Origin of the sequence: Vibrio chagasii, assembly GCA_041879415.1 — a bacterium.
Lineage (GTDB): Bacteria > Pseudomonadota > Gammaproteobacteria > Enterobacterales > Vibrionaceae > Vibrio.
Genome location: CP090851.1, coordinates 1324150 through 1343789, shown reverse-complemented (window position 1 = coordinate 1343789; position 19640 = coordinate 1324150). Strand labels below are relative to the sequence as shown.

Here is a 19640-nt window from a genome sequence, read left to right as displayed (position 1 = left end):
GCAATGATCTAAGCAAAGCTTATTAGGCTTGTCCTTACACGGAAATACCTAGTGTGATCCGTTAAACTTTTGCTTTTGTGTGGATTAGGTTTGAAGTTAAAGATATTTACATTTCGCTCTATAGCCATAGGAGTGATAAATTAAAATACTTAATTTAAACAAAGAGATAAACAATGAAGTTAGATGCTATCTTGTGGGACTATGATGGAACCTTAGTCAATTCGGTGCCAAAGAATATCGCCATAACGAAGGACATTATCTCTGTGGTTGCACCGCACCTCTCTGGAGAAAACTTGCCAAAGTACTTAACGAGCGAGGCGCTTTATCACGAAGCAAATCATGGCGCTAAAAACTGGCAAGCTTTATATGTCGACTACTACGGTATGTCTCATGATGAAATGTTGGTTGCTGGTGGGATGTGGGCAGAACATCAAGAAAAGAACCAAACGCCAGTCGAGCTGTTTGAGGGTATGGAAGCGGTGATAAACCGGTTTGCACATCTTCCTCATGGCATCTGTTCTCAAAATTCTCAATTGAATATTCGCGGTGTACTCGATAGCTATGGTATTGGCGAGTTGTTTAAAGCGGTTGTTGGTTATGATGACGTATCAAATGGCAATCAAAAGCCACATCCATTTGGTGGTATTAAGTGCGTTGAAAATATTTTTGGTGAAGGTCAAACCGACGAGCTTTGTTTAATGTATATCGGTGATCATGAAGCGGATACTCAGTTTGCCCGTAACATCGAGGCTGCACTTGGTGGGAGAGCTAAAGTGGTCGCTGTTGCCGCGGGTTACAGCCGTTCTGAACCAGAAAAGTGGGAGACTAAACCCGATTACATCGCTAGTAATGTCGATGATCTTTTGGCGATCATTGGCAAGTATGCGTAATCAACAAGTACCAAGTAATTCGATAAATTTGAGGAAGAACAATGACACCGAAAGAAGTGGTATTAGGTTTTTGGGAAGCCATGCGTACCAATGATTTTGCAAAAGCGAGCGAATGGTTGGCGGAGGATTTCCAAGGCTATTGGCCACAGTCATCTGAGCTAACCGTCGGGCGAGATAACTTCACAGCGATCAACTCTGAATACCCAGCAAATGATGTATGGAAATTTACGCTCAACTCGATTGTATGTGAGGGCGATACTGTTGTTACCGATGTGTCGGTGACTGACAGTGTTCTTAATGACCGTGTGATTACCTTCCATACCGTGGTTGACGGCTTGATTCAAAAGCAAACCGAGTTTTGGCCAGATGGCTTTGCTCCACAAGAGTGGCGCTCACAATGGGTTCAGTTAGTCAGCCCTGAATCACTCAAACAATAACATCAAATGTCACAACACGAACTCACAGAAGCATACGTGCATAACAACAATCAGATAAACAAAAAGTCAGCAAGTTAGGAGAGTCCATGAACAAGGTCGTAATTGTTACCGGTGGAAGCCGAGGTATTGGAGCTGCAACATCTAAGCTATTAGCAAAACAAGGCTATGCGGTTTGTGTCAATTTCATCCAAAATGAATCGAGAGCTGAAGCACTGGTTAACGAAATTAGAGAACAAGGCGGCACTGCTATCAGTGTACGAGCCGATGTTTCTGTTGAATCAGACGTTAAATCCTTGTTTGAAATTGCACGCAATAAACTCGGGCCTGTAACTCATTTGGTTAACAATGCGGGCATCTTGTTTACTCAATCTGCATTAGAAGAGATAGAACTGGATCGCTTTGAAAAGGTCATGAAGTCAAATGTATCGAGCTGCTTCCTCTGCAGTAAAGCTTTTATCAAGCAAGCGGATGGTGCTGGCTCTATTGTGAATGTCTCGTCTGCAGCGTCACGTACCGGAGCGCCATTTGAATATGTAGATTATGCGGCTTCGAAAGGTGCAATGGACTCCCTTACTAAAGGCTTATCTCTTGAACTGGCGTCAAGAAACATCCGTGTCAATGGTGTAAGACCTGGCTGTATCTATACTGAAATGCATGCCGATGGCGGTGAGCCGGGCAGAGTAGATAGGTTAGCTTCACAATTACCGTTGCAACGAGGCGGTACGCCAGAAGAAGTCGCAAACTCTATCGCTTGGTTACTCTCAGATGAAGCCTCTTATGTGACAGGGTCATTTATTGACATTGCCGGCGGGCGTTAGGGTACTAAGGCTTTTACGCAAAAATAGAAATTAGTTAGAATCATAACGCAATAAACAGTACCCAACTAAAAGAACGAAACTAAGAGTACAAATATGAATAACTATTTTGAAAGCCCATTCGTGGGCAAATCACTTAAAGAACAAGTAACCAACCCAAATATCATCGTGGGTGAGCACAGTTACTATTCCGGCTACTATCACAACCATAGTTTTGATGATTGTGCACGCTACCTGCTTCCTGACAGAACTGACATCGACAAGTTGATCATCGGTAGCTACTGCTCGATTGGTTCTGGTGCCGTGTTTATGATGGCAGGCAATCAAGGTCACCAAAACCAGTGGGTGAGTACATTCCCATTTTTCTACCAAGATGATGAAAAATTTGAAGGGGCGATCGACGGCTTCGAACGTTCTGGAGACACAGTGATTGGTAATGATGTCTGGATTGGCACAGAGGCGATGATCATGAGTGGCGTAAAGGTGGGCGACGGTGCCATTATCGCCAGTCGTGCCGTCGTAACCAAAGACGTTGAGCCATACTCAATTGTCGGTTCTAACCCAGCTCGTCATATCCGCTATCGTTTTAGTGAAACTGAAATTGCGCAGTTGCTAGAAATGAAATGGTGGGAATGGAATGAAGAGCAAATCAAAGGTGCAATGTCCTTGATGTGCTCTTCTGATATCGATGGCTTGTACCAGTATTGGAAGACCTTTGCTTAATTCCTTCCAGTCGGTCTATTGAATCGTGATTTAGCTAGATACCGGCTCCGACTTGAAAGTAGAGTGCGGTATCCTCTTCGCTGAACGCAATATCAATCCCTGATATTAGCCCATAACGCCTTGCGATAAGGTAACGAAATCCAACGCCATACGCTGAGTGTGAGCTTTGGTCGAACATATCGCTGTCACTGTCGCCAGCATAACCAATCCCGGTAAATACTCCTGTTGACCAACGTGGCGTCCATTGTTTGCTTACTTGTACCTCTGCCGCAAAGGTATGCTCTCCTTGATAGCGGTTTCTTGCAATACCCCTTAGCTGAATGTCTGGGTAATATTGAGGCGAGAGAAAGCGTTCATCAGTCGATAAGGATTTGTATTGACCGCGCAATGCGAGATTCCATTCTTTGTTGAGTTCCCAATAATTCAGTCCCTCTAGATTGAACGTTTGGTAGTTGTAATCACTGCCAAGTCCATCACCAAACCATAGATACTCGGCGACATAGTTATAGCCTTGAGTTGGATTTAGAAAGCTGTTTTTACTGTCGTACTCAGCGATTAAGCCTAAGCCTGATGAAGTAGGTGAGGTATTCCCAATATTGTTTAGGATCTCTTGCGCTTTAGGGTGGTTATTGAGTGACAATTTAGGTGCAAAAAATTGTTGAGATAGGCCAACTAACCATGGCGAGTCTTGGATTCTAAATTGAAGCTTTTGAATCCCTCCCATGCCTTTTAAGCCAAGCTCGATACCTTCGTTTGGATCGAGTGGTGAAAGGGCATTGGGAGAACTTTGTCGGTAGAAAGTCATGTTGATATCGCCGTAACCCAAACCACCAAGGTAGCGTATCGAATCCTCTTTCCAGCTTCGCTTGTGACCAATAAATGCCATCCAAGTGCCATTTTCTGTCGCAAAGCCACCAACTGCGGTGATTGCAGGTGTTAAGAGTTGTGCGCCTCCATCAAGGGACTTCTCCGCCAGTGCTTTGCGTGTGTTTTTCTGCTCTTCTGATTCATGAAGAAAGATACCGGTGAAACCACCACCGTAGCCAACCGCTGGCTCTGTAATGAGAATCGGGACGGGTAAAAAGCCATAGGCATTTTCAGCTAGGTATTCACCCATGTCCAAGTGACCATCGATTTGGTCTATAAAACTCACCGCACTTGCTGTTGTAGAGACGAGCATGAGAGCACTTGCGGCTAGGGGGTTTAAGTTCATAACGTTCCGTATTATTCACTGTCCAATAACTTCAGTGTAATCAAACGAATAGATAGCGCAATAAAACGAACGTTATTAAGTAAGTTCAGCGTTAAAAAGTTGAATCGATTAGCAATTATCGTTGGATCATTTCGACATAATCAAGAATATCAATGGCATCTTGTCTTGTAATCACTCCCTGCCACGATGGCATTCCTTCTTCCGTGTCACCTTCTAAAATGTCATCAACCAAGGAGTTCTTTGTCGTAAAGAATTCACCGAGCTTATTTGGAATATTGGCGGGTTTACTTGGCAGGGATGCTGCTGTTGGACCATCACCTAAACCTTTGTCACCATGACACGCTTGGCAAAGCTGTCGATATTTGGTTTTGCCGTTGACGAAGTGGCTTGCATCATTTGCTGTCGCGGCACTTGCGGTGAATGACATGATTGACGCCACTAAGCAAAAAATGAAAAGGGGTATGTGTTTGATGGTTTTCATTGTTTGGTACTCGGTTGTTACTGAACAATGAAAGCATAAGCAGAGGTGAGTAGAAGAAACGTGAATGGTTAAAGAGCGGCTATGCTTAAATTGACGCTGCTCTAGGCTGGTGCTGTATTCATGTGATCTGAGTAAACGATTGATTATAAACAGTTTGCATAGAATAGCGTGCCGCATTAGCTTGGTGGAAGAATGGGAGGCATTATGATTAGTTGCAGTGATTACGATTATATTGAAATTGTGTGTATGCACAGATACCCAGTTAAGCTCACTTTACGCTCTGGTGAACAGATCGAGGGTGTTGCTTTAGATACCCAGCGAAACCAAGACAAAGATGAATGCATTAAGCTAAGTGTTGCTGGTCGAGAACAACTTGTTGTGTTGACCGAAATTAATGAATTAGAAGTGTGTGTCGACAACCCTCATTTTAAGCAAATCTCTTTCAAAACGTCATAGGGTGACATATGAATAATTCAATAGAGCAAAGCTACTGCACATCTTGCCGTGAACGTACGCAACACGTTGTCGTTTTGGTGAGAAAGGAAAGTGAATTTGCGGGCAAACCAAACCAAAAGCGGCTTGAGTTTATCTCCGGTCTGGTCAAAGGCTGGTTTCTTGGCGGCTTTGTCGCTGCCATGGATGAATTTTCTCGCCATGTTGTTTGTGAAAAGTGCGGACATAAAGAGATCCAAGACTAGAATCGAGTTGGCTTAGCAGTTGATGCAATAAAATGGCTTAGGAAATAAAAGAGTGAAAGAACAAATATTAGAAGCGGTAAAAGCGTATGGCTTTGTGGTACGAACCAACAATACCGACGAGGTTGATCCAGCTAAGGCAAAAATAGGGCAGTTATGGCAAGGCTTTTTCGAACAAGCTTTTCCTAAGCTGACCCCGGACTCAAAGGTATACGGCGTATACACCAATTACGAGTCAGATTTTACAGGTGACTTTGATGTGATTGCTTGTACCAATGCACTCACTGATAACAGCATTGACCAATTGGTCGAAACAAAGATTGAAGCAGGAAAATACCTGACGTTCTCTGCAGAAGGCGAATTACCACAAGCGGTGATCGATTTATGGGGAGAAGTGTGGGCGTATTTTAACGCGCCAGATTGCCCACATACACGCACGTACACAACCGACTTTGAACTCTACAAAGGCGAAACTGAAGTCGAGATATCTATAGCGATTCAATAACCTTTAAGCGCCGATATATCGTGTAAGAGTTTATGAAATAAAAGAGCCGCTCGGTATGAGCGGCTCTTTTGTTTAAGCAATTTAAAGTTCGCTTGTTACATCATTCTCATGAAGTAAGGGATGATGAGCGCGTTAGCCAAATCGATAAAGAAGGCGCACACTAAAGGCACGATGATAAAGGCCTGTACAGAGTGTCCATATTTTTGGCTAACGGCCGACATGTTGGCCATGGCTGTAGGTGTTGAACCCAGCGATATCCCGCCAAACCCCGCACATACTACAGCAGCATCATAAGTTTTACCCATCGCTGGAAACACCACAAAGATGTTGATGATCACGGCGAGTAGAAGCTGCATCGCCAATATAGCGAAGATTGGGCCTGCTAAATCAATGAGGGTCCAAAGCTGCATGCTCATTAACGACATCGCTAAGAATGTGCCTAGTGAAATATCGGCAATCAAGGTGATGGCAGGTGAGCGAGTTGGCCACTTGGAGCCCGATATTCTTGGGTAAGCGTCAGGGATGACATTAGTAATAACAATACCTGCGAACAGACAAGAGACGAACAGTGGAAGCTGTAACCCTGTTTGGCTTATTAACTCGTTAAGTAATGCGCCAAATATCACGCAAATGTGGATAGCTAAAACGGCATCTAAGAATTGGAAAGAGGTCAATTGCTGTGTCTTACTCTCTTTGACCTCACTTTTTATTGCTGAGCCTGAATCCGAAGACTTTAGGTTGTGTCGTTTAATTAGGAACTTAGCTATAGGACCACCCATTAAACTCGCCAAGATAAGTCCAAAGGTTGCACTAGCGATGCCGATTTCCATTGCGCTCTCTAACCCAAACTGTTCTCCCACTTTAGGTGCCCAAGCGATAGCAGTCCCGTGCCCGCCAATCAAAGAGATACTTCCGCTTAATAGGCCAAAAACAGGCTCAAGCCCAAACATCGACGCTACCGAAATTCCGACAATGTTTTGCATGATCATAAAGAAGATAGTGATGACCAACAGAATCACTAAAGGTTTACCGCCTTTGAACAAATCACGTAAGCTTGAGTTGATACCTATGGTAGTAAAGAAGTACACTAGCAATACATCGCGGGCGAACAGGTCGAACTGCACTTCAATGGATGTCGTTGCGTAAAGTACGCCAAATAGAATAGACGCTAAAATGCCACCAGAAACGGGTTCGGGGATACTGAACTCTTTTAAAAAGCCGATGACTTGATTAAGCCTTCTTCCGACAAATAAAACCACGATACCCATGGTCACAGCGAAAAACGACCCAAGGTGTAGGATGTTGTTTTCAAATTCCATAGTGCGCCTTGTATAAATAAAATTCTGACGTGATGTAACTGATAATTGCTTGATTTATAAGCAACCAGATTAACATTATTTGTTGTTTTCAAACGATAAGAAGGCTTGAAATGTAGGGTCGGTCGTAAGCTGTTGGTTACCTTCTTCGATCAACAGGTCAACCTTGTCTTTGTCTATAGTAAAGTCGGTCGGGACCTGATTCAGTTGATAACGTTTTTTGTTGTCGCTCACCTTGCTCAAGCTGACTTCAATAAAATACGGAACGACTTGATGCCCTTCGTAAGATGCGAACTCAGACCATGAGTCCAACTCATCCACGATCAAGTCTTTGGTGGTGTCGTTGTATCGGTGCAATTGAATATCTGTAATAACATCGACCGTCTGCTTAACGGTTGGTAACTCAATTGAACTACCAATGCCGGATTCTGGTTTAGTAGCCGCATCAACCGAGATGATGACAATAGGGCGGACAGGTTGATCTTTGTGTAGCGTTTTCAATTTTCTTTCATCGTTATAACGTAAGTATTCCGACATCTCATAAAGCGACAGCAGCCCCAAGTTGTCTGTAATCCCACCATCAACTAAATGAAGATATCCCACTGCGTCTTTGTCACTGTAAGAGTCTAATGATTGAATGAGATTCTTGTTCCGATAAGTAGTGGCATCAAAAGAAGGCTTGATGTGCCGACTTTTGTCACAGTCACTTCTGTTTTCAAGCACGACAGGCGTAAAAACGAAAGGCACAGCAGAAGAGGCGGCCACGGAGCTGGACACGGAATAACGATTTAAATCAGAACAGATCAAATCGAAGTACTCTTGTGTGAAAGAAAAGCGTGAACCTGTTGAGATGTCCGTAGCGTTGATCACTATGTAAGGCGAACCTTCTCTTTGCATATCAGCAAATGTGCTGTCACCAAAAATGTTCGCGTCGTAATAATCGGTCGCCTTGTCTGTTCTTGTCGCGTAGGAGAACCAGTAGCTCGGTGATAATAGAATAGAGATAAGATCCTCAGACACTTTGTGATAAAGAAACGCGTCTTCGTAGTCATCAAATATCTTGTCGCCATAAAGGCCGTAATACGCAGCCGTAAAACTCCCACCCGATACTGAGCTGATCATGTCGACTTCTTCAAGCAGATTGATGTGTTGTCCATCTATCTCCATGTCGGTATCACGCAGTGCCTGCAAGACACCATAGGAAAGGGCTGCAGCACGCGTTCCACCGCCAGAAAAAGCGAGGATCACTGTGACTTTGTTGTCTTGCTTGTAAAAGTTCTCAGCGGTATAGGGTTGATTTGCTGAGTTGAGTGCTGAAGCATTTGATGGGGCGGTGTTAGTGGCTTTGTTCTTAGCGCTGCAACCTGAGAGGTTTAGTGAACACGCGACCAACAACGACACTTTTGCTAATCCCGTTAGCCAATGTATCGGAATGTCTAGGGTGTTTCTTTTCGTTTTCGCCATAGCGCCTTTCAAACTAACCTTGTATCGAATTGAAAGGCTATTTTGAGTGAGATCTAATATGCCATCAATGGCACCGCGCGCGACACAGTGTCATGAAATTCGGCACAATCTTTTAGATAATGGTGGCTTTGATGCGGTTTGGTCTTATCCAAAAAGACAATCCTGCTTGGTGTCATTCCATAATGGGTACTGTTTCATTACTTGGGTATAGAGTTTACTTTCGAGGTGTGACCGTAACCAAAGCCCAACGTTCTGGTATTCAGACTGCACAAACCATTTCTTTTCTACTCTTACAAACTGGCTTACGAATGGCATCACGGCAAAGTCGGCTAGGCTAGGGGAATCTCCAAACAAATAGTCGTGGTGGGCGAGCTTAGCCTCAAGCTCGCTGATAAAGGCTTCGCACAAGTTCCTACGTTGCTCGATGTCGTCATTGCGATAGCGAACAGAAGCGCGATACTTCTCTAAGTGACCAATAAACTCATTGTCATTACGTTGAATAAGCTGGTGGATTTGCTCACTGAGCGGAGGGTTACTCGAACGTAGAAGATCCTGAGGATCGTTCTGTTGAAGCGCCCACATCATCACATCTAAGCTCTGCTCAATAACCTTTCCATCGGATAACACTAGAACTGGAACTGTACCTTTTGGCGAACTGGCCAATAGTTCACTAGGCTTGTCTTTGGTGACGATTTCTCTCAGCAGTACTTGTTGTTTCGATAAGGCGATGCCCATTCTTCCACGCATTGCATAAGGACAGCGACGGAGAGAGTACAAGATAGGTAAAGCTGAAGGATTAGGCATTGTTGAGGTCATTGAGTTTGAAAAGTGTTGTACGGTGGTAAACAGATCGTGATGTGGGTAGAATACGCGGCTTAAAAATTATAAGTAAGTGAGCGACTTCAAAAATGAGCAGAAAAATTGAGTTATTAGCCCCTGGTGGCGATGTAGAAGCGATCAAAGCAGCCATCGTAGCCGGAGCCAATGCAGTTTATTGCGGTTTAGACACCTTCAACGCTCGTAACAGAGCTTCTAACCTATCGTTAGATGAGTTGAACGGGGTAATCCGCCTTGCTCATGAATACGGTTGTGAGATCTTTCTAACGCTTAACGTTGTGCTGCTGGAGCACGAAACGAAGAGCATCACTAAGCTATTAAACCAGTTAGTGAATACTAAGGTAGACGGCATCATTGTCCAAGATTTGGGCTTGTTTAACCTAGTGAAGAAGCACTTTCCATCGTTAGATGTTCACGCTTCAACTCAGCTAACCACACACAATGAAGGCCAGATTAAGTTTCTGTCTAAGATTGGTGCATCGCGCGTTAACTTGTCTCGTGAGTTGAACCTGCCTGAAATTAAAATGCTGACTGAAGTCGCACACGACCATGATGTACTGACCGAAGTATTCGTACATGGCGCATTGTGTATCGCGTTTTCGGGTCAATGTTACTCAAGCTCAGTAAGTGTCGGTAACTCAGGTAACCGCGGCCGTTGTAGCCAAGCATGTCGTGATGAATATGAAATCACCAATGCGGGTAACCGTTTCCCACTAAACCTAAAAGACAACTCTGCCTATTACGATTTGCCTGAACTGGTAGACGCAAAGGTAGACTCGCTTAAAGTCGAAGGCCGCATTAAAGGCGCACACTACGTTTACACCGTGGTAGATACGTGGCGTAAGCAGATCGATAGCTTTGTACAAGAAGGTTTGTTGCTTGAAGACGATTCTAACCTACACAAAGTATTCAACCGTGAATTCACGAACTCTTTCCTTAAGGGCAACCTAACGAAAGACATGTTCATCGATAACCCTCGTGACAACAGCATTAACTATGCGGTTGAGCAGGCAAAAGAGAAGAACAACGAAATCTCAGTGGTTCAGATTCAAGAAGCGACGGTACAGCTGCATGAAGCGAAAGACGTACTTGGTGACGAAATGCGTGACAAGATTAAGTTCCTTGATATCCGCAAGACGCCAGTTGCTATGTCTTTCAGCGCAAAAGCAGGTCAGCCATTTACGGTGACAGTGAAGACAGAGAAAGAGAACTTCACCCTGCAATCTAAGTCGCTGCTTACTGCAACAGAAGAGAAAGCGATTACTCAAGAGCTACTTGAGAAGCGATTCAAGAACGTGAAGAGTGCGGTTCACACACTAGAAAGCCAAGATTTTAGCGAAGTGGACTCTGGACTTGTGATTCCGTTGAAAGAAATTTCTGACATTAAGGACGAAATTGACTTCATTCTAAACGGCTCTGTTGAAGTGATTAAGCACGTTGAAGTACCAGCACTGCCACAGCATCCTAAAGTGAACGAGAAGCCGACTATGTCGATGCTTATCGCTGACGTTGCAGACTTGCACCTATGTGATGTGACGGATGCGGACGTTTACTTCAAGCTCCCAGAAAGCTTCAAGAAGCGTTGTAACAAGTACATCGATATCTTAGCGGCAAACCCACGTTTGATTCCGTGGTTCCCAGCAGTATTGATTGGCAAGGACTACGACGAAGCCGTTCGTATTCTTGAAGTCGTTAAGCCAGCTCGCATCGTGACTAACAACACGGGTATCGCGTACAAGGCTTACGAGATGGGTATCGAGTGGGTTGCTGGTCCGTTCATGAACACGACAAACTCTCACGCATTAGTGACGCTCAAAGAAGAGCTAAACTGTGCGGGTGCGTTCATTTCGAACGAGATCAACAAAGGTCAGATTCGTCATATTCGCCGACCAGAGAACTTCAAACTGTTCTACAGTATTTACCACCCAATCTTGATGATGACTAGCCGCCAATGTTTCTTCCAAAGAACAGTAGGCTGTAACAAGCCAAGCATCGAAGCGGGTTGTATGTTGAAGTGTGAGAAAGCAACTACGATTACTAACGTGAAAGGTATCTCGTTCGCGGTTGATAAACAGAAAGGTGGCTACCCAAGCATTTATAACCACGAGCAGTTCTTAAACCATGACGCTGTAACGGATTTCTCTGGCCTGTTTGACGAATTCTTCATTGACCTAACCAACATCGGCGCGGGTTCAAAAGAAGTTCAAGACAAGGTAGAGCTGATCAAGCACTTCGAAGGTTTAATCAACGGCGTTGAAGGCTCACAGCAACACCTAGAGCAACTTGTCGAGATTCGTACTAACGCTCAGTACGTCCAAGGTTTATAGCGTTCAAGGTTTATAAGGCTTAACTGCTTGTAAGCGCTGGCAACAAAGAAACAAAAAGCCACTCAATTGAGTGGCTTTTTTAATGCGTGAGATTTTCTGACTCGATCTGAATTAACGAACCGTTTATTCCGTTACTGCTTCTTGTTTGAAGCATGGGCTTTTAAGCGTGTTCATGCGTTCAATTTCACTGGTCAGGCGCAGTGACAGCAGCGCTTTTTGGTTCGATGCAAAGTCGAACATCACGATGGTCGCTGTACCAACAGTAGTCAGCTTTTGTTGCGCTTTACTGACGATCGCGTATTCCATGGTAAAGCGGTCGTCTTGAATGTCGGTGACTCGTGAACCCACCATCAAAGTATCAGGGTAGGTGACAGGTCGGAAATATTTACAATAAGTGTCGCCAAGAACAGGGCCAACCTTGGTGATTGCCATCTCTTCCATCAGTTCGACGTGCTTAAAGAAATCTAAGCGAGCGGTTTCAAAGTAGCGAAAATACACAGCGTTATTGACGTGATTGAGTGCGTCCATTTCTCCCCAAGCGACTGGGATTTCTGTTACTACCGGGTAGTCAGATAATAATGCTTCCATGCGAACTCTCTTATTGTTATCTGCTTATCCTTCATCGGGATAAGTTGTTATTGGAATAAAAACCCTACCGCTAATTTAACAAAACTGCAACACGTGTGATTTAAGTTTTTGAAGCTAGAAATCACACGTTGTCAGAGACTTGGCTGTTAGCTATTAACGGGTTCGTCACTCAGGTGTTTGAATTGCAGTTCAACCAAGCGTTGGTATAGTTCACAGCTATTGATGAGCGACTGGTGGTTGCCGATGTCTACAAGCTGTCCTTGATCGAGTACTGCAATTTGGTCTGCGTGTTTGATTGTCGATAAACGGTGGGCGATGATGATCGTCGTTCTGCCACGCATTAATTCTTCCAATGCTTGCTGAACATGATGCTCACTTTCGCTGTCTAGAGCGCTTGTTGCTTCATCCAATAGTAAAATGTTTGGATCTTTCAAGATGGCACGCGCGATGGCAATACGCTGACGTTGACCACCAGACAGTCTTACGCCTCGTTCTCCAAGGAAACTATGATATCCATCTGGTAGGTTCTGAATGAACTCATGTGCGTGTGCTTTTTTCGCCGCTTCAATCACTTGTTCATCGGTCGCTTCTGGGTTGCCGTAGCGAATGTTATGGAACACATCGTTGCTGAACAGAGCGGGTTGTTGAGGAACAAGCGCCATCTGCTTTCTTAGTTCGTTCGGGTCAAACTGATTCAGTTCCACGCCACCTAGCGTCACTTTGCCAATTTGAGGGTCGTAGAAACGTTGCAGCAATTCAAATAGGGTGGTTTTACCTGCACCAGATGGGCCTACTAACGCTAGCACCTTACCTTCGTGGGCGGTTAACGACAGGTTACTTGTTGCTGGTTGACCCGATCTAGACGGGTAACAGAAGGTCACATCATCAAAAGCGACTTCTGGTGTTAGGTTATCGAGTGATGTTGGATTCTCGACAGGGGCAACGATGTGGCTTTCCACTTGTAGAATTTCGATTAAACGCTCTGTAGCACCGGCTGCGCGCTGCAGTTCGCCCATCACTTCAGAAATAGTACCCAGAGATGAAGCGACCATAATCGCATAAAAGACAAACGCAGCCAGATCACCCGCGGACATGGTGCCGTTGATGACATCAGTACCACCCACCCAAAGCATGCCTGCAATCGCACTGAACACGATAACAATCACGCCAGAGATCAAAATAGCGCGCTGTTTTACGCGTTGACGACCAATTTCATACGCCTTTTCTACTTCAAGCGCGAACGATGTTTTCTCTTGGGCTTCTCGGCTGTAGCTCTGAACGGTTTTGATGTGCTCAATCGCTTCACCTGCATATGAGCCGACGTCTGACATCGAATCTTGGCTTTTACGTGATAGTGCTCTTACCCGACGTCCGTAAACCAAAATTGGAATCAAGATAAACGGCACCGATGCCAACACGATCAGTGTGAGTTTAATGTTGGTCGCAAACAACATGATGATTGCACCAAGGCACATCAGCGCGCTGCGCATCGCCATCGAGAAAGATGAACCAATGATACTTTGAAGTAGCGTTGTGTCTGTGGTGATGCGCGACATGATGTCGCCACTGCCATTGGTTTCAAAATAACTCGGATGAAGTGTCACAACGTGATTGAAGACGGATAGGCGGATATCCGCACTTACACGTTCACCAACTGAAGAGACTAAGTAGAAGCGGAAGAAGGTACCAATAGAGATCAATACCACCACGACCATGATGAATTGGATAGCGCTACCTAAGTCGGATAATGATTGTTGGCTAAAACCCTGGTCAATGAGAAGGCGAATACCGTGTCCCACTGAAAGGGTTAAGCTCGCTGTGAAGATCAAAGCAATCAACGCTGCGATCACACGACCTTTATACGGCTGAATAAATTTAATCAGCTCAAGCAAAATGCTGAGGCTTTTCTTCTCTGGTTTTGATTCTGGGTTCTGTTGAGTCTGTCGCTGAGTTGCCTCAAGCGTAGAAGAGACATCGTTTTGCATATGATTGCCTTAGTGTTTGTCGCTTTAAGAATAGATGACTGGTTACTTGTAATACGTCTTGTTCGCTGGCAAGTGCTAGTTATTGAGAATAGATGCCATTAAAGCATTTATTGGAGCATCACGCTTCCTAGGAAACTCAATTTTCAATAATTGCTGTGTATTCGATGTGCGCATAGAAAGCTAAATAAAAGGAATATTAAGCACTCTTGTTCACTGGTGTTAGGGCAGAAGTTGAGTGGTTATCCATGAACTTTATGCAGGTATATAACTGCCATTAAGAATTTACCACCTTTGCTGAACAAGTGAGTTTGGATTTATAAAAACGTTTGCTTTTTGGTGTCATATTCGAGTTTTCAATAACTTGGGTGATAAAGAGGTAAGAGCAGTTAATGAGGCTGTTTTTTGTACGGTATTTGTTACAAAAATTCAACAAATTAATTTTTTATACATTTTTCTTGCATAAAAGTTCAGTTTAAATAGAATAGCCAACAAATGACAATTAATGCAGTAATTTGGCATGAGTATTCAAGTAAAGAGCATCAACAAATCATACGGCGATATCCAAGTTCTTCACGACATCAGTTTTAACTGTGAGAGTGGCGAAACCTTGGTACTGCTTGGCCCAAGCGGTGCTGGTAAGAGTTCACTACTGCGTGTTTTGAACCTGCTAGAAATCGCAGACGATGGCGAACTGAACATTGCTAACGAGCAATTTGATTTCTCAAGCCAGATCCAAGAGAAGCAGGGGCTTAAGCTACGTCGTAAAGTCGGCATGGTTTTCCAACAATACAACTTGTGGCCACACATGACGGTAATGGAAAACTTGATTGAAGCACCAACTAAGGTTGCAGGCCTAGATAAGAAAGAAGCGATCAAACAAGCGCAAACGGTTTTGAAAACTTTACAGCTTGCAGATAAAGCAGACGCTTGGCCGTTACAGCTATCAGGTGGTCAGCAACAACGTGTCGCTATTGCTCGTGCTCTTATGATGAAGCCAGATGTATTGCTGTTTGACGAACCAACAGCGGCTCTAGACCCAGAGATCACTAACCAAGTTGTTAGCATCATCAAAGAGCTAAGCGGCACTGGAATTACTCAGGTGGTAGTGACTCATGAAGTTGACTTCGCCAAGAAGATTGCGAGCCACGTTCTTTACCTTGAGAAGGGTTACATCGTGGAACACGGCACCAGCGACGCATTTATCAATCCGCAGACTCCAGAGTTTGCAGAGTATTTGACTCACTAAGTCATTGACTATATTTACCTAAACACAACATCGATTAAAACAATCAAATTATAAGAATGGCCACAGGCCGCTATTACACAGTATTCGGAGTAACAAAATGAAAAAGATTCTACTAGCTTCTCTTATCGGCCTTGCTTCTTTCAATGCAGCAGCTCAAGAAGAAATCAAATTCGCAATGGAAGCGACTTATGCACCATTCGAATACATGGACGAGAACAACCAAATCCAAGGCTTCGACGTTGATCTAGCAAACGCACTTTGTGAAGAGATGAAAGCAACGTGTACTTTCCACAACCAAGCATTCGACAGCCTAATCCCAGCTCTTAAATTCAAACGTTACGATGCGGCTATCTCTGCAATGGACATCACTGAAGCACGTCTTCAACAAGTAAACTTCTCTGACGCTTACTACGACAACTCTGCAGCATTCATCTCTATTGAAGGCAAAGTAGCAGACCAAGCAGCATTAGAAGGCAAGCGTATCGGTGTTCAAAACGGTTCTACTCACCAAAGCTACCTTCTTGAGCAACTACCAGGTGTGACAGCAGTACCTTACTCAAGCTACCAAGATGCATTCATCGATATGAAAAACGGTCGTATCGACTCTGTATTCGGTGACACAGCAGTAGTCGCTGAATGGTTTAAGAAAGAAGACAACCTAACGTACGTTGGCGACCAAGTAACAAACCAAGAGTACTTCGGTAACGGTTTTGGTATCGCAGTAAACAAGAGCAACCCAGAGCTAGTTGCACAATTGAACACAGCACTTGCAGCAGTTAAAGCAAACGGCGAGTACGACAAGATCTTCAACAAGTACTTCGGTAAGTAATTTATGGAATTAACGGGTTACTCTTTAGGGCTCGTCGAGGCAAGCTGGATGACTATTCAGCTTGCATTCGTAAGCCTATTGGTTGGATTAGTTTTAGCGGTAATGTTTGCAGGCGGTGAAATGTCTCGTCGTGTTGCAATCAAATGGCCGACAACTGCGTTCGTGACAATCGTACGTGGTCTACCAGAAATCTTGGTGGTTTTGTTTATCTACTTTGGCTCAACACAAGTGCTCTTCATGATCACTGGTGACTTTGTTGAAGTTAGCCCGTTCTTATCTGGTGTTGTTGCGTTGTCACTTATTTTCGCTTCATACGCTTCACAAACTATTCGTGGTGCATTGAAAGCGGTAGGTAAAGGGCAGAGAGAAGCGGCGAGTGCATTGGGTATCCCACAATCGCACGCATTCTTCAGAATTGTTTTGCCACAAGCAGTAAGACACGCACTACCAGGCTTAACGAACCAGTGGTTGGTTCTATTGAAAGACACTGCACTGGTTTCTCTGATTGGTGTCACCGATCTCCTGAAACAAGCGCAATTAACATCAGCAGCAACGCACGAAGCATTTACTTGGTACGCAACGGCGGCAGCTATCTACCTAATCATCACATTGATTACGCAAAGAGCAGTAAAAGTGATTGATGGTAAGTTCTCTATTCAAGGTTTGGGTAACAAAGGGGCAATGGCATGAATCAACAATACCTCTCTCAAATGCTTGAAGGTTTAGTAACTAGCCTGCAACTAACAGGCGCGTCGCTGCTTGTTGGATGTATCTTGTCGCTGCTGATGACGGTAACACTGATCCTAAGACTCCCTGCGATTCACTGGGTAACACGCGGCATCATCACCTTGTTCACCGGTACACCATTACTGGTTCAGATCTTCTTGGTGTATTACGGCCCTGGTCAGTTCGATTGGATTCGTGAAAGTTTCATGTGGACATGGCTTAGCCAACCTTGGTTCTGCGCAATGTTGGCACTGGCTTTGAACACTGCCGCATACAGCACGCTACTGTTCAGAGGCGCATTCAACGCGATTCCTGCAGGGCAGTGGGAAGCATGTCGTGCACTAGGTATGGACAAAATCGCGACGCTTAAAGTGCTTCTGCCATACGCATTACGCCGTGCCGTTCCAGCTTACTCAAACGAAGTGATTCTAGTCTTCAAAGGCACATCACTAGCAAGCACTATTACTATCATGGATTTGATGGGCTACGCTCAGCGTATTAACGGCCAAACGTACGATACACTGACTGTGTTCGGTATCGCTGGTGCATTCTACCTAGCAGTAAACGGCATTTTAACACTTATCTTCCGCCAAGTAGAAAAGAAAGCCCTCGCATTTGAAGCGGCGTAAGCTAGCCAGTCAAAAGCTTAACTAACGTATAAAGCCTGCCATTTATGTTCGCATAGATGGCAGGCTTTTTTGTGCTTTCAACATGGTCAGAAGATCTGTGAGTACATACACTACGAAAGGGTTTTTACTGGATTCATACTATATGGAAATATTCTGTATTTTGTTATTTTACGCGCTTATCTATGTTTTAAGTCACTGAAATAATGAAACTAATTGTGCTAGAGTGCCATGCATATAAAACTAGATAGAATGATTCTATCTAATAGTTGTTATGTGATTTAAGAGGAAACAATCAATGTTCTCAAAACGATACACGTTTTCTGAATGGTCTAACTCTGGTATTCCTCAAGTCGCAGCTGGGGTTTATGCCATTTGGCGCGGTCAAGAATTAGTCTACTGTGGTATGTCTGGTCGTCAGATTGAAAATAATCGCCATAAAGCTAAATTTGGTTTGATAACTCGTATTCAAAGTCATGCATCCGGACGATTAAGCGGTGATCAGTTCTGTGTTTATGTTGCTAATCGTTTGGTTATTCCTAGCCTGAAACAAGAAGACTTACCAAGGTTTGCGTCTGGTGAGCTTAAGTTGGATGGTCTTACTAAGTCATACATCCATGAACATCTTGAGTATCAATACCTTTTAGTAGAGTCTAGTGAAGAAGCCTATAACATTGAAAATCAAGCTAGGGCGGGTGAAACTTTTGGCGTATTGCCACTGTTGAACCCAATCACATAACAAACTGTTCAACACGGATTCGCAACGCGTGGCATTTTTACTGTGCGTTGCTTTTAGTGATTAAGGTGGTTGCAGAGGCATCGGTATTGCGTTGCTCCCCCTTAACAGTGCGTTAGCTGAAAGGAGAGCCAAATTGCTATGACTACAATAATAGATGTATTGGATACTGCTGTAAAAATCGGATTGGGGGCAGCAATAACAGGGTTTGTTGCGCTGAAGAGTTCAAAAGTCAGCCACCAACAAGAGGTTTTTAAAGCAACTTTAGAAGATAAAAAGAAATTAGTGTTTCAATTAACAGAGTTGTTGGAAAGCATTGAAACCTCAATGAATGAGTGCATCGTAGCAAAAAATTCAGAGCGAGATATTATTAAATCAAAACAGCACTTGTCAGAGCTGTGTAGTTCAGCATACCGATCTCGTTCTATAGCAAATTTATTAGGTAATGATGAGCTGGTCAGCTTAACCTCTTGTATTTGTAAAGATGCTGAACAAATTTATCCGTTACTATTTCGCTCAGATAGTGACATTGAAGAGTTAAGTCGTAGCATTACGGAATACAAGCTATCAACTTATCCAGTTATAAGAAAGTTGTATAGTGAACTAAGTTGAAAAATCACATAACAAATTGTTTAAGAGTGATTCGCAATGCGTGGCATTTTTGCTTCAAGGGAAAGGTTAAATATGAGAGGAACAATTGTACGTTGGGTCGATGACCGAGGTTTTGGCTTTATCAATTCTGACGATCACCAAGGTGATATTTTCGTCCATATATCAAAGTTTGAAAAAGGCTTTAGACATCCTGAAATTGGCGATTCTGTCGAGTTTCAACTCGTATGGAGAAACGGTAAGGCTAATGCTCATTTCGTATCTTTGGTTGGTGTAGCGCCTAATAAAAGCACTAGCGTTTTGTCATCGATATTATCGGGGCTTTTAGCGTGTTTAGTTTTAGGTTCAATAGGGTACTTTACTTACGGAAAGGTCGCAGTAGCCCCTGCATACGAAAATATGGGCTTTAGATGTGAAGGTAAGACTTACTGTAGCCAAATGAGATCTTGCGACGAAGCAAAGTTCTACTTAGCGAATTGCCCCAATGTAAAAATTGACGGGGATAATGATGGAGAGCCCTGTGAAATGCAATGGTGCACTCATTAGGGCGTGATATACAAACAATCTAAGACCTGATTCCCAAAGCATGTCT

At 43.8% G+C, this 19640-nt stretch carries 22 protein-coding genes; 15 read left to right on the top strand and 7 right to left on the bottom strand.

The window, feature by feature from the left end:
- Nucleotides 1-173 precede the first annotated feature (173 nt).
- The 4 genes from L0991_05870 to catB all read left to right on the top strand — a co-directional run bounded on the left by L0991_05870 (nucleotide 174) and on the right by catB (nucleotide 2865).
- Complete coding sequence (locus L0991_05870) at nucleotides 174-890, top strand: HAD family hydrolase (GenBank protein ID XGB63597.1); 717 nt, start codon at nucleotides 174-176, stop codon at nucleotides 888-890.
- A gap of 41 nt (nucleotides 891-931) precedes the next feature.
- Nucleotides 932-1327, top strand: coding sequence for a nuclear transport factor 2 family protein (locus tag L0991_05865; GenBank protein ID XGB63596.1), 396 nt, complete (start codon nucleotides 932-934; stop codon nucleotides 1325-1327).
- 86 nt (nucleotides 1328-1413) lie between these two features.
- On the top strand, nucleotides 1414-2145 hold the full coding sequence (locus L0991_05860; GenBank protein ID XGB63595.1) for a glucose 1-dehydrogenase: 732 nt from the start codon (nucleotides 1414-1416) through the stop codon (nucleotides 2143-2145).
- 93 nt (nucleotides 2146-2238) lie between these two features.
- Nucleotides 2239-2865 carry a type B chloramphenicol O-acetyltransferase gene (gene catB, locus L0991_05855; GenBank protein ID XGB63594.1) on the top strand — a complete coding sequence of 209 codons (627 nt, stop codon included), beginning with the start codon at nucleotides 2239-2241 and terminating at the stop codon, nucleotides 2863-2865.
- 34 nt (nucleotides 2866-2899) lie between these two features.
- On the opposite strand, the gene L0991_05850 is transcribed toward catB, so the two are convergent.
- Both L0991_05850 and L0991_05845 read right to left on the bottom strand, forming a co-directional pair.
- A complete protein-coding gene (locus tag L0991_05850) occupies nucleotides 2900-4078 on the bottom strand; it encodes a BamA/TamA family outer membrane protein (GenBank protein XGB63593.1) in 1179 nt (392 codons plus the stop codon).
- 115 nt (nucleotides 4079-4193) lie between these two features.
- On the bottom strand, nucleotides 4194-4559 hold the full coding sequence (locus L0991_05845; protein XGB63592.1) for a cytochrome c: 366 nt from the start codon (nucleotides 4557-4559) through the stop codon (nucleotides 4194-4196).
- A gap of 204 nt (nucleotides 4560-4763) precedes the next feature.
- Here L0991_05845 and L0991_05840 point away from each other — a divergent pair, with 204 nt between their 5' ends.
- From L0991_05840 to L0991_05830, 3 genes are read left to right on the top strand one after another with little or no spacing between them, the layout of a single operon-like run.
- The gene (locus tag L0991_05840; GenBank protein ID XGB63591.1) at nucleotides 4764-5015 is read left to right on the top strand and encodes a Rho-binding antiterminator; all 252 of its coding nucleotides are present in this window, start codon (nucleotides 4764-4766) and stop codon (nucleotides 5013-5015) included.
- Nucleotides 5016-5023: 8 nt separating this feature from the next.
- Nucleotides 5024-5257: a hypothetical protein gene (locus L0991_05835; GenBank protein XGB63590.1), complete on the top strand. Its 234-nt coding sequence runs from the start codon at nucleotides 5024-5026 to the stop codon at nucleotides 5255-5257.
- A gap of 52 nt (nucleotides 5258-5309) precedes the next feature.
- The gene (locus L0991_05830; protein XGB63589.1) at nucleotides 5310-5759 is read left to right on the top strand and encodes a GyrI-like domain-containing protein; all 450 of its coding nucleotides are present in this window, start codon (nucleotides 5310-5312) and stop codon (nucleotides 5757-5759) included.
- Nucleotides 5760-5854: 95 nt separating this feature from the next.
- On the opposite strand, the gene gltS is transcribed toward L0991_05830, so the two are convergent.
- From gltS to L0991_05815, 3 genes are all read right to left on the bottom strand, one after another.
- Nucleotides 5855-7078, bottom strand: coding sequence for a sodium/glutamate symporter (gene gltS, locus L0991_05825; GenBank protein ID XGB63588.1), 1224 nt, complete (start codon nucleotides 7076-7078; stop codon nucleotides 5855-5857).
- A gap of 75 nt (nucleotides 7079-7153) precedes the next feature.
- Nucleotides 7154-8539, bottom strand: a complete 1386-nt coding sequence (locus L0991_05820) for a patatin-like phospholipase family protein (protein XGB63587.1) — start codon at nucleotides 8537-8539, stop codon at nucleotides 7154-7156.
- Nucleotides 8540-8683: 144 nt separating this feature from the next.
- The gene (locus tag L0991_05815) at nucleotides 8684-9343 is read right to left on the bottom strand and encodes a glutathione S-transferase (protein ID XGB63586.1); all 660 of its coding nucleotides are present in this window, start codon (nucleotides 9341-9343) and stop codon (nucleotides 8684-8686) included.
- A 104-nt stretch (nucleotides 9344-9447) separates the two neighbouring features.
- Here L0991_05815 and L0991_05810 point away from each other — a divergent pair, with 104 nt between their 5' ends.
- Nucleotides 9448-11703, top strand: a complete 2256-nt coding sequence (locus L0991_05810) for a U32 family peptidase (protein XGB63585.1) — start codon at nucleotides 9448-9450, stop codon at nucleotides 11701-11703.
- 123 nt (nucleotides 11704-11826) lie between these two features.
- Here the strand turns inward: L0991_05810 and L0991_05805 are convergent, their stop codons facing one another.
- Together L0991_05805 and L0991_05800 are read right to left on the bottom strand one after the other, a co-directional pair.
- Nucleotides 11827-12291: an acyl-CoA thioesterase gene (locus L0991_05805; protein ID XGB63584.1), complete on the bottom strand. Its 465-nt coding sequence runs from the start codon at nucleotides 12289-12291 to the stop codon at nucleotides 11827-11829.
- 146 nt (nucleotides 12292-12437) lie between these two features.
- Nucleotides 12438-14276 (bottom strand): ABC transporter ATP-binding protein/permease, encoded by a 1839-nt coding sequence (locus tag L0991_05800; GenBank protein XGB63583.1) that lies wholly within the window; start codon nucleotides 14274-14276, stop codon nucleotides 12438-12440.
- 517 nt (nucleotides 14277-14793) lie between these two features.
- On the opposite strand from L0991_05800, the gene artP reads away from it, so the two are divergent.
- From artP to L0991_05765, 7 genes are all read left to right on the top strand, one after another.
- Nucleotides 14794-15522 carry an arginine ABC transporter ATP-binding protein ArtP gene (artP, locus tag L0991_05795; protein XGB63582.1) on the top strand — a complete coding sequence of 243 codons (729 nt, stop codon included), beginning with the start codon at nucleotides 14794-14796 and terminating at the stop codon, nucleotides 15520-15522.
- A gap of 97 nt (nucleotides 15523-15619) precedes the next feature.
- A complete protein-coding gene (locus tag L0991_05790; protein XGB63581.1) occupies nucleotides 15620-16351 on the top strand; it encodes an arginine ABC transporter substrate-binding protein in 732 nt (243 codons plus the stop codon).
- A gap of 3 nt (nucleotides 16352-16354) precedes the next feature.
- Nucleotides 16355-17041, top strand: a complete 687-nt coding sequence (gene artQ, locus L0991_05785; protein ID XGB63580.1) for an arginine ABC transporter permease ArtQ — start codon at nucleotides 16355-16357, stop codon at nucleotides 17039-17041.
- Nucleotides 17038-17706, top strand: a complete 669-nt coding sequence (gene artM / locus L0991_05780; GenBank protein XGB63579.1) for an arginine ABC transporter permease ArtM — start codon at nucleotides 17038-17040, stop codon at nucleotides 17704-17706. Before artQ ends, artM begins: the two co-directional genes overlap by 4 nt.
- Nucleotides 17707-18001: 295 nt before the next feature.
- Entirely contained in the window at nucleotides 18002-18442 is a 441-nt protein-coding gene (locus L0991_05775) for a hypothetical protein (protein XGB63578.1), read from the top strand.
- Between the two features lie 138 nt (nucleotides 18443-18580).
- Nucleotides 18581-19051, top strand: a complete 471-nt coding sequence (locus L0991_05770; GenBank protein ID XGB63577.1) for a hypothetical protein — start codon at nucleotides 18581-18583, stop codon at nucleotides 19049-19051.
- 72 nt (nucleotides 19052-19123) lie between these two features.
- Nucleotides 19124-19594 (top strand): cold shock domain-containing protein, encoded by a 471-nt coding sequence (locus tag L0991_05765; GenBank protein ID XGB63576.1) that lies wholly within the window; start codon nucleotides 19124-19126, stop codon nucleotides 19592-19594.
- The last annotated feature ends 46 nt before the right edge of the window (nucleotides 19595-19640 follow it).

Coding starts and splice junctions, on each gene's coding strand:
- artP (XGB63582.1), top strand. CDS start 14,794: ATGAGTATTCAAGTAAAGAGCATCAACAAATCATACGGCGATATCCAA.
- artQ (XGB63580.1), top strand. CDS start 16,355: ATGGAATTAACGGGTTACTCTTTAGGGCTCGTCGAGGCAAGCTGGATG.
- L0991_05810 (XGB63585.1), top strand. CDS start 9,448: ATGAGCAGAAAAATTGAGTTATTAGCCCCTGGTGGCGATGTAGAAGCG.
- L0991_05845 (XGB63592.1), bottom strand. CDS start 4,559: ATGAAAACCATCAAACACATACCCCTTTTCATTTTTTGCTTAGTGGCG.
- artM (XGB63579.1), top strand. CDS start 17,038: ATGAATCAACAATACCTCTCTCAAATGCTTGAAGGTTTAGTAACTAGC.
- L0991_05775 (XGB63578.1), top strand. CDS start 18,002: ATGTTCTCAAAACGATACACGTTTTCTGAATGGTCTAACTCTGGTATT.
- L0991_05820 (XGB63587.1), bottom strand. CDS start 8,539: ATGGCGAAAACGAAAAGAAACACCCTAGACATTCCGATACATTGGCTA.
- L0991_05835 (XGB63590.1), top strand. CDS start 5,024: ATGAATAATTCAATAGAGCAAAGCTACTGCACATCTTGCCGTGAACGT.
- L0991_05865 (XGB63596.1), top strand. CDS start 932: ATGACACCGAAAGAAGTGGTATTAGGTTTTTGGGAAGCCATGCGTACC.
- L0991_05790 (XGB63581.1), top strand. CDS start 15,620: ATGAAAAAGATTCTACTAGCTTCTCTTATCGGCCTTGCTTCTTTCAAT.
- L0991_05805 (XGB63584.1), bottom strand. CDS start 12,291: ATGGAAGCATTATTATCTGACTACCCGGTAGTAACAGAAATCCCAGTC.
- L0991_05770 (XGB63577.1), top strand. CDS start 18,581: ATGACTACAATAATAGATGTATTGGATACTGCTGTAAAAATCGGATTG.
- L0991_05860 (XGB63595.1), top strand. CDS start 1,414: ATGAACAAGGTCGTAATTGTTACCGGTGGAAGCCGAGGTATTGGAGCT.
- gltS (XGB63588.1), bottom strand. CDS start 7,078: ATGGAATTTGAAAACAACATCCTACACCTTGGGTCGTTTTTCGCTGTG.
- L0991_05800 (XGB63583.1), bottom strand. CDS start 14,276: ATGCAAAACGATGTCTCTTCTACGCTTGAGGCAACTCAGCGACAGACT.
- catB (XGB63594.1), top strand. CDS start 2,239: ATGAATAACTATTTTGAAAGCCCATTCGTGGGCAAATCACTTAAAGAA.
- L0991_05850 (XGB63593.1), bottom strand. CDS start 4,078: ATGAACTTAAACCCCCTAGCCGCAAGTGCTCTCATGCTCGTCTCTACA.
- L0991_05870 (XGB63597.1), top strand. CDS start 174: ATGAAGTTAGATGCTATCTTGTGGGACTATGATGGAACCTTAGTCAAT.
- L0991_05815 (XGB63586.1), bottom strand. CDS start 9,343: ATGCCTAATCCTTCAGCTTTACCTATCTTGTACTCTCTCCGTCGCTGT.
- L0991_05765 (XGB63576.1), top strand. CDS start 19,124: ATGAGAGGAACAATTGTACGTTGGGTCGATGACCGAGGTTTTGGCTTT.
- L0991_05840 (XGB63591.1), top strand. CDS start 4,764: ATGATTAGTTGCAGTGATTACGATTATATTGAAATTGTGTGTATGCAC.